This window comes from Glycomyces sp. L485, from assembly GCF_022548875.1.
Lineage (GTDB): Bacteria > Actinomycetota > Actinomycetes > Mycobacteriales > Micromonosporaceae > Glycomyces.
The window spans coordinates 16,458-28,080 of the sequence record NZ_JAKZEW010000004.1; the positions used below are offsets into that span (position 1 = coordinate 16,458).

13 protein-coding genes are annotated in these 11,623 nt (G+C 69.4%); 1 reads left to right on the plus strand and 12 read right to left on the minus strand.

Going from position 1 to position 11,623, the window contains the following annotated elements; all coding sequences use genetic code 11:
* Positions 1-252: 252 nt before the first annotated feature.
* The 12 genes from L0U85_RS03640 to L0U85_RS03695 all read right to left on the minus strand — a co-directional run bounded on the left by L0U85_RS03640 (position 253) and on the right by L0U85_RS03695 (position 10,597).
* Positions 253-2,997: a LysM peptidoglycan-binding domain-containing protein gene (locus L0U85_RS03640; RefSeq protein WP_241376396.1), complete on the minus strand. Its 2,745-nt coding sequence runs from the start codon at positions 2,995-2,997 to the stop codon at positions 253-255.
* Positions 2,994-3,473, minus strand: a complete 480-nt coding sequence (locus tag L0U85_RS20430; protein ID WP_277605348.1) for a pilus assembly protein TadG-related protein — start codon at positions 3,471-3,473, stop codon at positions 2,994-2,996. The genes L0U85_RS03640 and L0U85_RS20430 overlap by 4 nt, the downstream gene beginning before the upstream one ends.
* Positions 3,470-3,895: a TadE/TadG family type IV pilus assembly protein gene (locus L0U85_RS03650; RefSeq protein ID WP_241376397.1), complete on the minus strand. Its 426-nt coding sequence runs from the start codon at positions 3,893-3,895 to the stop codon at positions 3,470-3,472. Before L0U85_RS03650 ends, L0U85_RS20430 begins: the two co-directional genes overlap by 4 nt.
* Position 3,896: 1 nt before the next feature.
* On the minus strand, positions 3,897-4,322 hold the full coding sequence (locus L0U85_RS03655) for a TadE family protein (RefSeq protein WP_241376398.1): 426 nt from the start codon (positions 4,320-4,322) through the stop codon (positions 3,897-3,899).
* A gap of 8 nt (positions 4,323-4,330) precedes the next feature.
* Positions 4,331-4,525 (minus strand): hypothetical protein, encoded by a 195-nt coding sequence (locus L0U85_RS03660; protein ID WP_241376399.1) that lies wholly within the window; start codon positions 4,523-4,525, stop codon positions 4,331-4,333.
* 45 nt (positions 4,526-4,570) lie between these two features.
* Positions 4,571-5,452 carry a type II secretion system F family protein gene (locus tag L0U85_RS03665; RefSeq protein WP_241376400.1) on the minus strand — a complete coding sequence of 294 codons (882 nt, stop codon included), beginning with the start codon at positions 5,450-5,452 and terminating at the stop codon, positions 4,571-4,573.
* On the minus strand, positions 5,449-6,327 hold the full coding sequence (locus L0U85_RS21075; protein WP_241376401.1) for a type II secretion system F family protein: 879 nt from the start codon (positions 6,325-6,327) through the stop codon (positions 5,449-5,451). The genes L0U85_RS03665 and L0U85_RS21075 overlap by 4 nt, the downstream gene beginning before the upstream one ends.
* A gap of 2 nt (positions 6,328-6,329) precedes the next feature.
* On the minus strand, positions 6,330-7,643 hold the full coding sequence (locus L0U85_RS03675; RefSeq protein ID WP_241376402.1) for an ATPase, T2SS/T4P/T4SS family: 1,314 nt from the start codon (positions 7,641-7,643) through the stop codon (positions 6,330-6,332).
* Complete coding sequence (locus tag L0U85_RS03680; protein ID WP_241376403.1) at positions 7,640-8,425, minus strand: hypothetical protein; 786 nt, start codon at positions 8,423-8,425, stop codon at positions 7,640-7,642. Before L0U85_RS03680 ends, L0U85_RS03675 begins: the two co-directional genes overlap by 4 nt.
* A complete protein-coding gene (locus L0U85_RS03685; protein WP_241376404.1) occupies positions 8,425-8,952 on the minus strand; it encodes an SAF domain-containing protein in 528 nt (175 codons plus the stop codon). The genes L0U85_RS03680 and L0U85_RS03685 overlap by 1 nt, the downstream gene beginning before the upstream one ends.
* Positions 8,953-9,140: 188 nt before the next feature.
* Complete coding sequence (locus tag L0U85_RS03690) at positions 9,141-10,010, minus strand: hypothetical protein (protein ID WP_241376405.1); 870 nt, start codon at positions 10,008-10,010, stop codon at positions 9,141-9,143.
* Positions 9,995-10,597 (minus strand): hypothetical protein, encoded by a 603-nt coding sequence (locus L0U85_RS03695; protein WP_241376406.1) that lies wholly within the window; start codon positions 10,595-10,597, stop codon positions 9,995-9,997. The genes L0U85_RS03690 and L0U85_RS03695 overlap by 16 nt, the downstream gene beginning before the upstream one ends.
* A gap of 182 nt (positions 10,598-10,779) precedes the next feature.
* Between L0U85_RS03695 and L0U85_RS03700 the strand changes: the two genes are divergently transcribed.
* Positions 10,780-11,541: a helix-turn-helix domain-containing protein gene (locus L0U85_RS03700; RefSeq protein WP_241376407.1), complete on the plus strand. Its 762-nt coding sequence runs from the start codon at positions 10,780-10,782 to the stop codon at positions 11,539-11,541.
* Positions 11,542-11,623 lie beyond the last annotated feature (82 nt).

An 11,623-nucleotide genomic window follows, 5' to 3' on the forward strand; every position in this document is an offset into this window, starting at 1 on the left:
CGTGAAGAGACATCATCGCGCATCACGGCGACCCCCGTACCACCGCCTGGCGACCGTGACTGGCTCTGCGAGTCCGCCGAGGTCGGTGCCCTCGCCGTGGTCGTCCCTTTGGCTAGGCGCCGGCCGCGCTGCTCGCGCAAGACGTAACGACCAGCCTTTCAAAGATCCCTACGCAGTGATGAACCGGGGACTATCAGGCTCACGCCGAGATAGGCCGCGAGCTATTCAAGCGGGAAGTCCAGCGAAAACATGTCATGCGCTAGCCCCCAGTGTCCGGTACTTGGCTGCTCGGGCCGGGTCGCCAATTTCACTGTAGTAGTCGGCGAGTTTGCGGCAGGCCCGTTCGGTGGCCTTGCGGTAGTCGGCTCGGAGGTCGTCGAGCGCGTCGACGTCGGGGGCGAGGTCGCCGGTGTGGAGGGCAGCGAGTCGTTCGAGGGCGGCGGCTTGTTCGGCCGTGTCGGTGGCGAGGGCGGCGGCCTGTTCGGCGTCGTCGAATTCGGCCCGGTCGGTTGCGATCAGGTCGGCATCGAGCCTGAATGTCTCGGTTTTCTTGTCGTGCGGGAGGGGGTCGAGCGTCGGGTCGTCGAGTGCGTCGCGGACGGCGTGGCGGATGTTGGTGATGATGATGTTGACGTAGCGGCGGGCGTTCTTGAGCGGCCGGTCGGGCACGACGATGTCCATCAGCTCGGTCATGGTGCGAGGTTCGTCGGAGCAGGCTAGGACTGCTAGGAGGGTCTGGGCGCGGGCGCGTTGTTTCAGCACCAGGGGGACGCCGTCTGCGTAGATGTCGACTTCGCCGAAGACGCACAGCCGCAGCCGCGAGCCGGTGCGCTCCGCAGTCGGGCTGTCTTCTGGGTGCTCCTCTGCCGGGTGCTCGGGTTCGGGCTCGTCGGGCTCTGGGTCCGCGTCCTGGGTTGCCTCGACGGCCGGGGCGTCCAGGCCGGATGGCGATGCTTCGTCTTCGGCGGGCGTGGTGGGTTGGTCGGGTTCGTCTGCGGTGCGGTAGGTGTCGAGGACGGCGTGCAGGGTGCCGGTGTCGGCGATGTAGAACTGCTCGATGGGTGCGGCCGTCTCGTCGTTGGCGTGTTCGATGGTGCCGTTGGCGGCGAGGGTGAAGGTCGGGCCGTGGGGCCAGTCGGTGAGGACGATGGCGGCGGCGCCGGTGTCGGCCAGCTGTTCGGCGAAGGCGTTCGCGCCGACTCCGTCGAGATCGCTTCCGGTGGCGACGATCAAGGTCGGATCATCGATTCGCGCCGGGGCGGCGAGGGCGTCGAACACGTCCGGTGCGACCGTCAGGCCCGAGGCTGCGGGGATTCGGGCCTGGTCGAGGCCGAGCTGGTCGGAGGTATCGCCGGTGATGGTGATAGCGAGGTCGGCCTCAAGCGCGGCGATGATCGCGGCGCGGGCGGCGCCGCGCTGTCCGGGGCCGAGCAGGCCGAGGCCGGTCTCGGCGAGGTCGAACAGGTCGGCCGTCGCCTCACGGTCGGCGGCGACTGGCGCAGATGGGCCTGGGGGCTCGAGTTCGGGCTCGGGCGTGGCATGGCGGTCTGGTTCGGTGTCGATGAGGGTTTCGAGGTCGGACAGGCGCCCGGTCAGCAGTTCGTCGTCGCCGCTGGCCGGAGCCGCCGGTGCTGAGCGTCGGTGTCGTCGGATTCGCCGCAGTATGAGAGCGGCAGTGGCCCCGGCCAGGAACGTGCCGGTTCCCAGCCAGATGCCGACGGGTATGGAGCTGACCGCGTCCAAGGTGCTCGCCTCGGGCTCGGTCCTGTCCGGAGTCGGTCCGGCGCCCTCGGTGGTCGGGTTCGATTCCGGCGTCTCGGGCTCGGTCGGTTCGGTCGGCTGGGTTGGATCGTCGTGGCCTGGGTCGATGATCGCCCCGTCGTCGGTTGGTGGGGCCGGTTCCTGGTCGCCGTCGGGGTGCTCTGGTTGGGTGTCGGGCGCTGCAGGGGCTGGGATGATGAGTTCCCAGCCGTCGATGATGAGGTCGGGGTCGGTGAGGGTGCGGCCGTCGGCGAACGTGCGGCCCTGGTTGGCCTCGAAGATCTCGGGCCAGCGGGTGCCGTCGCCGAGGTATTTGACCGCCAGCGACCACAGCGTGGTGTACGGGCCGACGATGACGGTGGTCGATGCGGCGGTGTCGCTGCGGTCGGTCTCGTCGTTCGCGGCGAGGTCGGGGATGATCAGGTCCCAGCCGGGGTGGATGCGGTCCGACCTGGTGAAGGTGCGGCCGTCTGGGAAGACGCGGCCTTGGTTGGCTTCGAAGATCACTGGGTAGCGCTGCGGGTCGCCGTAGTATGCGGCGGCGATCGTCCAGAGTGTCTGCCCGGTCGTGACGGTGTGGCGGCGCTCGGTCGGTGTTTCGTCCTCAGTCGCGGTGTCGGCGGTGGTCGCGGTAGCGGTGTCGGCTGACGCTGTCCGCCAGGCAGTCACCGTCGCCGGCTCCTGGGCGGGCTCGCTTGCTTCACTCACGACGGTGGTCTGGGCGAGTTCGTCCCCGGTTAGGGCGCGGCTCTGCGTGACGCGCTCGACAGGGTCGGCGGCTCCGGCGTGCGCGGTGGCGGGCCAGATGGCGACAATCGCGCCGATTAGGAGCCCAGCCATCCAGCGCAACGGGTTGGCCGCGTCTCTCCAGGTCTGGGCGTCGATGCCGTAGCGGGCGGTGTCGATAGCGGTCACGACGACCGCGTGGAAGCAGGCGAGGGTGAAGGCGGCCCAGACGATCCAGGCGGCCAGGCTGACCGCGCCGAGGAACAGCTCGGTCTCACTGCGCAGGTGGAGGCTTTCCCAGTCGTCGAGGGTCGGGGCGCGGCTGGGCCAGCGGGAGCCGACGAAGTAGTACAGCAACGCCGGTACGCCGATGATGACGGTGAGGCTGATCGCGCCGATGGCGATCCCGGCCGCCGTCCGGGCGCGCATGGCCGGGGTCGGGTCCACGCCCCTCCGGTCACCTGCTCCGTTCCCGGCCGGTGTGTTCTGGTAGTCGCTGGTCCGAGTCATGGCCCTGTCCCCCTAGTTCCGGTGTTCGCAGGCAGGCTTGGCAGGGTGAGGGTGTCGGGGCTGCGGGGGCTGGCGGTGGCCTCGGCGGTGACGGTGATGGCGCCGACGCCGACGATGCCGAGGATCTGGGTGGGCTGGGAGGCGGTGACGGTCACGGTCACTTCGGCGTCGGTGGCCGAGGCGGTCCCTTCGTGGCCGGTGCCGTCGAGCCAGTCGGCAGCGGCGGTGCGGGCGGCGGCGGGGTCGAGGCGGACGATGCCGGTGGAACGGAAGAAGTCGAGGTCGATCTCGTCGGCCCCGGCGCGGGCGGCCTCGGCAGCGGCGCCTTGGGCGCGGGCGTGTGCGGCGGCTGCGGTGCCGCCGTCGACGGCCAGGCCGATCACGGCCATGAGCGCGACGGAGATGACGACGACGAACGCGGTCGCATACCCGCTATCACGGAAGCAGGGCGTCCTGGGCTGGGTCGAGTCGTTCATGACCAGCTCCCGGCCCGCCAGGCGTCGACCGGTGAGGCCGCGGTGGCGGTGATGGTGCGTGTCCCGAACGACGGCATGCCGGTGGTGTCGACCGTGCAGGTGACCGTAACCGTGACGGTGCCGCCGGGGGTCAGATCGGCGTCGATGTCGACCTGCGGTGACCCACAGCGGCGCGACAGGCTCGCCAGGGCGGTCCGTTCGGCCTCGGATGCGGCGGTGGCACTGTCGCGTTGCAGGCTGGCGGCGCGGGCCGCTGCCGCTGCGGCGGCGTCGGCCTCGATCTGGACAGAGGCGGCCCGGCCGCCGACGACGGCGAGCATGATCATCAGGACCAGGACCGGGGCGAGCAAGACGATCTCGATCGGGGCCGAGCCGCGATCGCGCGCCTGTGCCCGACCGGGTGCCTCTGCGACCGGTGGCATGTCATTGGTCCTGTTCAAACGGTTCGATGTGCTCGACCGCGCCGGTGACGGTCACCTCGACCGGCAGGTCAAACAGCGGCACGATCCGCACGGTCTGGCCGGTGATGGTCACGGTGACCGTCTCGGGCCCACGCCAAACCGACACGCCCGTGTCCTCGAGCGCCCTGGAGGCGTTGCGTTGCAATGAGGCTTCGGCGGCGGTGGTGCCGGTGCCGCCGTCGGCGAGTTCGGCGCGGGCGGCGTCGAGCGCGGTGTGGGCGGCGGCCTGGGCGATGTGGTGGGCGTGAACGAGCAGTCCGGCCTGGATGATCGCGAGGACCAGGAGCAGCAGCATCGGAGTCGCGATGACGGCCTCGACGCTGGCTGAGCCTCGATCCCGCGCCTCGCTACCGCGGCTCGGGCGGCTGCTCTGAGTCTGGGTGAGCATGGCCGGTCCTAGAAGCTGATGCCGTTGGCTTTGGCGATCACCTTGTCGTAGATGATGGCCATGGCCGCGATCGCCAGCAGCACCATCGCACCGATCGTGATGACCTTCTCGGCCGCGTCACCCCGGTCGCGCTCGGCCCTGGCCCGCCGCAAGGCACGGCGGAGCTCGGCCTGGATGATCAGATACAACAACTGTGTGTTCACGTCGTCTCACTCCTCTTGAGCTCCCTGGTGGTTCGGTTTTTCGGTTCACAGTCCGGTCATGATGCGTTCGAGCGCGGGAAAGCCGACGATGATGACGAAGGCCGTGGCCATGGCGACGATCGGCAGGCTCATCCGTTCGGTCGCGGCCAGTGCCTCGGTTTCAATGTCGGCCAGGCGCGCGGCGCGGAGGGCGGTGGCGCGGTCGGTGAGGCTGGATCGGATGCGTGCGCCCTCGGTGCCGGCGAGGGCGGTGGTTGAGGCGAGTTGGGTGTAGGCGTCGACGCTGAGGCGGTCGCCGAGGTCGGCCAGGGCTTGCCATGGGGTGGTGCCGAGGAGGACGGCGCGGTCGAGTGCGGACTGGATGCGCGCGAATGCCGGGCCGTGGCCGCTGGCTGCGGCGCTGCGTAGGGCCGATTCGATTCCGGCGCCGCCGGAGAGGGCCATCGCGCACAGCGACAGGACTACGGCCAGTGCGCGGCGGGCCTCGGTGCGGGCTTGCTCGGCTTTGGCATGGATCTCGGCCTCGACGGCGACGACCGCGATAAGGGCGAGACCGATGCTCGCGGCCGCGACGACAAGTAGGTTGAGGCTGGTCCCGGAGGCCGCCAAGCCGAGTGCGAGCGCGATCGGTGCCGCGGCGGCGATAGCCACAATTCGCATCAGGTTGCGCAGGTAGTCGCCGGTGGCGCGGTCGAGAGCGGCCAGGTCGGCCCGGATCGCGGCCCGGGGCAGGCCCAGTCGGACGGTCCACGCGGTCAGTCGGTCTGGCTCAGCGGTCTCGGTGTTTCCGTCTGGTGGTTGCGGCGCGGCGGTGATCTGGGCCAATGAGCGGGCCAGGTCGGGCTTTGCCGGGACGAGGAGGCGCAGCACGGCCCAGAGGCCGACACCGGCTCCGGCCCCGAACACTCCTGCTAGCAATGGGTTCATGACATCGCCTCCGTGGTTTCGTTGTGCAGGAAGCTCGGCGCGGGTGTTGGGGCGGCGAGGCGGTGCAGCCACCACAGTCCGAACCCGAACATCGCGAGCGCGCAGGCCAGGACCATCTGCCCGGTCAGCGAGCCGTAGGGGGTGAGGTAGTCGCCGGAGACGAGCAGCAGGAGCGCGAGCATGAAGACCGTCGCCGCGGTGATAACGCGCGTGGCGGTGCGGGTGCGGGCGCGAATGGTGTGGACTCGCATGCGCATGGCCGCCTCGGCCCGGGCGGTGCGGGCCAGGTCGTCGAGGACGGGCGCGAGGTTGCCGGCCTGGGTCTGCGCGCCGATGAGTGCCATGACGACCAGATCCGCGGTCTCGTCATCGACGCGCGAGGTGAAGTCGGTCAGCGCTTCCTCCAGGCGCCGTCCGGACCTGACCTGTGCTGCCAGGGCCTGGACTTCGACCTCAATGGCCGGTGGTGGGTTGGCGGCGGTGCGTTGGACGGCCTGCTCCAGCCCGGCGGCGGCGGTGATGACGTCCCGCAGCGATTCGGCCCAGGCGGCGATGGCGTCGATACGCGCGAGTTCGGTCTTGTGCGCGCGCTCGCCTCCGAACAGGACCGGCCACCACCAGGCCAGGGCGGCAGTCCCGGCGGCGGCGGCCGGCCACCCGGTGACCGCCCACGTCCCGGCCCCCGCCGCCGCCACCGCGGCGATGCGCGCCCACCGGCCCCGCCATGAGGTGCGGGAGGGGATAGCCGGGCCGGACCCGACAGGGGCCGCCCGGTCGACTCGGTCGCTTCGACTGGCAAGGGTGGCGATGCTCCACCAGACAGCGCCACCGGCAGCGGCGCCGAGTAGGGCCGCTATGAACAGGAGTTGCTCCACCGTCACCACCGCCCCGCAGCCTGGCCGGGCGGGGCCCAGCCGTGCTCGGCCAGTCGCTCGGCCCGCTCGGCACTGATCGGCGCGTCCCGCTGGGCTGTCCTGTCAGGACCGGTGGGGGCGTACAGCTCGTTGGAGAGCACCATTGCCCCGTCAGCGCCGCGTACTTCACGGATCGAGGTGACCCAGCGGCGGTCGCCGCGCAGGCCGAGCTGGATGACCAGATCGAGCGAGCCGGCGATGAGGTCGGCGCTCGTTTCCGGGTCGAGCCCTGCCGGTGGTTTTCGGGCATGGGTCTTGAGCTTGCGGAACACTCCCTCGGAGGTAGAAGTGTGGATGGTCGAGAGCGATCCGTCCGTGCCGGTCGACATCGCATCCAGCATGACGGCGGCCTCGGGGCCGCGGACCTCGCCGACGATGATCCGGTCCGGGCGCATCCGCAGCGCCTCATGGAACAGGTCCCAAGCCGAAACCCCGCCCTCGCCTTCGATGTTCGGCGGTCGCACCTCCAAGGCGACCACGTTGCCGTGCCGGGAGTCCTCGTGCAACCCCAGTTCGCGGGCGTCTTCGATGGTCACGATCCGCTCTTCGAAGGGGCACAGCGCGGTCAGTGCCCCGACGAGCGTGGTCTTGCCCGAGGCGAACGGCCCGGAGACGGTCATGTTGAACCCTGCCGCCACTGCCGCCCGGAGCAGGTCGCTGATCTCGGAGGAGAACATGCCGCCGGCCTGCAACTGGTCGAGGCTGGCCTCGACCAGGCGGTGGCGGCGGATGGAGACGCTCGGGCGGTGCGCGACGTCCCGGATCGCGTGCAGCCGCGAGCCGTCCGACAGCTGCAGGTCGAGTGCGGGAGCGGCCCGGTCGAAGCGCCGCTCGGTGTCCGACAAGCCTGCCCCGGAGGCCAGGGCCTGGACGGCGGCGATCAGCTCCTCATCCGAATCGGCGACCGGGCCGACCTGTTCACGAGTGCCGCCGGCGCGGGTGACCCATACGTTGTCGCAGCCGTTGCAGTTGATGTCCTCGACCGTCTCGTCGGCCAGCAGTACCGCCAACCCGCCCAGGCCACGCAATCGGGCCACGGCCACCGAACGCAACCGTGCCGCCTGATCGAGCGGGATCGCCGCATCCCCTGCGGCGAGCCGCCTCCGGTTGACCGCGACGATGCCTTCATCGGCTGCGTGCTCGAACAGGCTCCCGAAGTCCCCCGAGCCCGATTCGGTCTCACCGGCCAGGATCTGCCGGGCCGCAGCGACGACATCGGCGACGACCGCCGACTCGACCTCGGCATCCACTGCACCGGTCTGGTTGAGCAACGTCATGGCCGTTCCTCCTCTGTTTCAACTCCGTGCGGTGCGGCAGTCAACGCGAGCGGTCCCTCGGCTGCGAAGTCGCGCACCGACACCGCTACCGCCCGCCAAACACTCCAGGCCCGCCTTGCGCGGCGACCGACCCCGATCTCGGGCCCGACGACGTCCAGCGGACCGGCCGCACCGATCACCCGCGGCTCGAACCCGGCCGCGAGGAAGACCTCGTTCACCTCATCGGCCGTGTACTCGCGCTCGACGACGACGATGCCGATGCGCGGGCCGAGCCCTGCCAGGTCCTCCAGCAGCCCCTGCCGGGCGCGCAGGTGCGCGATGCTCGCCAGAGTCCCCTCGACCACGATCACGACGGCGTCAGCGCTCGCGGTCACCGGCCAGCACGGCGAATCAAGATCGAGCCTGCCGACATCAGCGATCACGGTCCCCTCCGGCGGGGACAAGACCTTGGAACCGGGCAGCGAGAAGAACTCCAGCGCGCGCCGCGCCGCCGCACCTCCAGCAGCCGAGCACACCACCGGCACCTGCGTCCCGGCTACCAGTAGGCGCTGGACCCCCTCGGCAAGCGCCTCGGGACCGGCCTGCGGCTCGGAGGCGATCACGGCAGCCACATCGGACAGGCCCGGTTCTGCTCGCACGCGCCAACGCGCGGCGACATCACCGCCGAGAGGGTCCAGTTCGACTACCGTCGGCCGGTCCTCACCCGGCCATGCGGCGGCCAGGCCCAGACAGGTCAAGGTGACACCCGGCGCGCCGGCCAGTCGTGCGACCACGGCCAGCATCAGTCCCCACCCCCGGCCGCTTCGGGACCGGCGGCGGTGCCGGTCTCCTCGTCCGAGGTACTCGCCCTGTCCGGCGCGATGGCGACCATGAACAACGTCGCGGACTCGGCCAACGCCAGTCCGGCGGCGCTGTCAGTCGGCAGCTCCACGGTGACCAGCGCGCCGCCCGACTCGGGCCGGTCAACCTCCAGGACGGTCGCCCGCGCCGACCAGGCGCCCTCGGCGGACGACGCCGATTCGGCGATCAGCGAAACCGACTGGCCGGACTGGACTCGGCTCGGCCAGCGCCCGTCGGCCAGCGCAACGGTCACCTCCACGTACCCGGCACGGGGAACCTGCGGCTGGCCGACCATCGCCGCACTCAGCAGTGTCCCCTCCCGCAACGGCACTGCGGCCACCTGCCCGACGACCTCCCCTGCTCGCTCGACGGGAACCAGACCCAGCCCGGCGGCGTCCTCGGCGTTCATCTCGACCTGGTCCAGGTCGTCCTGGCCGATCACCTGCCCAGCCGCCAACGGCGTCGCCACAGCCAGCACCGAGCTCTGCCCCGGCCGGGACACGACCGCCCAGGCCGTAAACGCCACACATAGCACCACTACCGCCGCGGCTCCGGCCAGGTTCACCCAGCCGCGACGCGACAATGACCTGCGCGGCCTGCGTGCTTCATCATGCCCGTTTCCCATCACTGACCCCCCGTTCACTGAGCGCATTCGCCCTACCTGGTCACCAGCGAATGCGACTCGACCACCTGCCACGTGACCGAGTCCGTCGTGGTCATTCCCGGCACCGATCCGGACTCGCCACCTCCGGACCAAGTCACCTCCCAGTACACCGTCACGCTCGTCCGTAGCGGCTCGTCCGAAGGCCGCATGTAGGTGTGGCCGCAATCCGGGGATGACGCCTCCGGGTCGATGCCCTCCCAAGCCGTCCCCGGCCCTCGACACGTGACGGTGTTCCCGTCTCCCATGTCCCAGGTCGCCTTCACCGGCGCCGCTGTAACCGTCACCGTCAGCCCCGGCACCGAGGCGGTGGCCGTCTGCGTCTGCCACGACGCCTCCTCAATCCACAGCCAAGTCGCGAGGTGCACCAACTGCGCCTCGGCCGGAGACGCCTCGATCGCCGGACGCGGGAGCTGCAGATTGTCGACAGCCTGCGCGGCAAGAATTTCGGGATCGATCGCCAGGTTGCCGTTCTCGTCGGCCTCGACCCATTGGAAATCGGTCACCGATCCCGCATCCTCGCCCCTACAGGCGCGAGCTACCAGCACATGATCCTCAGAGGGACGCTCCCCGATGCCGGGCGGCGCGAGGTCAGGGTCGACGGTGATGTACTCACAGCCATCAGGATCGACCGCCTCACCACCGCTCGAGCCGGTCGAATCCGTTCCGCCCCCGCTGTCACTGCCAGTGTCGTCGCTGGAACCACCATCCTGGCCCGGGATCTCCACAACGACCTCGCAAGAGTCCGCACCGTCCGAGCAGCTCGGCGGCTTGATGTCGGCCTGAGCTGGTTGACCGAGGACCATAAGGGAAAGTGAGGGCGCGAGCGCAATCGCTGCGGACCTCCATGTCAGCTTGGCGTGCATGACCCAATCTCCTGTACCGCAATCTGGGTCACGAGCCAGCGCCCGTCGACCAGTTCGACCAGTGCTTCGACATGACTCGGCCCGTATTCCTCGCCGGCCACGGGCCTTCCGTCGGTGTCGAGCACCTGGGTATCGGTCGAATCGGCGCAATCGGTGACCACGACCTGTTGGGCCTCGTCATCGATCCGAGAGTCTTTGACTGCGACCTCGTGGGTCATCGCTCCCGCACCGTGAACGTCCTCGGTGGCCCCGCGCTGCTCGATCGATTGTGCGTATTCGAGGGCCTGCTCAGCCGCGACCGCATCGAACTCGGTGAAATCGCCGTCGGGGTCCTCGAAGGCGGCCGTGACAACCTCCCAATACCTGAGGTAGGCCGCAACGGCAGCCTGTTCGGGATCGGTGATGTCCTCCGGGGCATGGGAGGATTCGACAGCAGAGCCCGGCGAACCGCTTTCGGAGCCGATGGGGTCGGCACTGGAGCCGTCCGAAGCCGTGCATGCCCCGGTCAGCGCGGCTGTCAGCGCGAGCAGCGCGAAACCCGAAACGCGAAACGTGATCGCGATGGGAGCGGTAGGCTGCGTTTTCATGAGATCCATCCTTACTGTCAGATAGCCGACACTTTCCGTGATCCTCGGAATCAGTCGCACAGATGATTCGGATAGTGAAAAAGCTGACGCGACGCTTCGTATTCCGAGGCTCACTGCGACAAGACCACGCTGGATGACCAGATAGTCCCTTGTCAACGTCAACCCGGCTGGAGGCCCTCGTCATGAACGATCCGAAACAACCAGAACCTCGTTACGGCCCCAAGACCCCACTCACCGCGCTGCGCATCTTCCGCCTGCTGCATGCGAACGAGAACGGGTTGACCGCACAGTCATTGGCAAGCAGATGCGGCCTGGCGCTAGCGAGCGCGTACCGCCACCTCGACTCGCTGGTCCACATGGGGCTGGTGTACAAGGACGACGACCGATTCCGCATCGACCCCGGGGCAAAGCCTCTCGACCAAGCCGCCGACCATGAGGCCATTGACGTCATCCTCAAGGAGTACGTCAAGGACACCAAGCGCGATATCGCCCTGGCCACGCTGCATGGCGGCGCGCTCGTGTTCACCCACCTCCACGCCCCCGAGGACTCAGAATCGCTGCTGACGAACGTGCCGGCGTACGCGGTCCACTCCACCGCAGCGGGAAAGGCATTGATTTCGGCCCTGCCCGGGCCTGAACGGCGGCGCCTGCTCGTTCGCAACGGCATGCCCGCCTTCACCGCGAAGACCATCACGGACCCAGATGCTCTGGAAGAGCGGCTCCATCCAGATGAGCACGGCATCTGGTCGGCCGAAGGGGAATACTGCGAAATCGGCGCGTGCCTCGCGGTCCTCGCAGACACCGGCCGGTTCTATGCCGACTGCATCGCGGTGACCACTTCGGTCCGGGCCTCGGAACTCGAGCGCGAACGCGAACGGCTCACCACCGCGCTCCATCGAGTCGTGGTGCTTCTGAAGCCCGCGCTGGGTCCACTGGTCCCATGAGGGCGACAGCGCGAGAGGCTCAGCCTGGCGAGGGATCGTTCTAGCCGACCGGCCGAACGCGGCCAGAGAACATGAGAGCTCA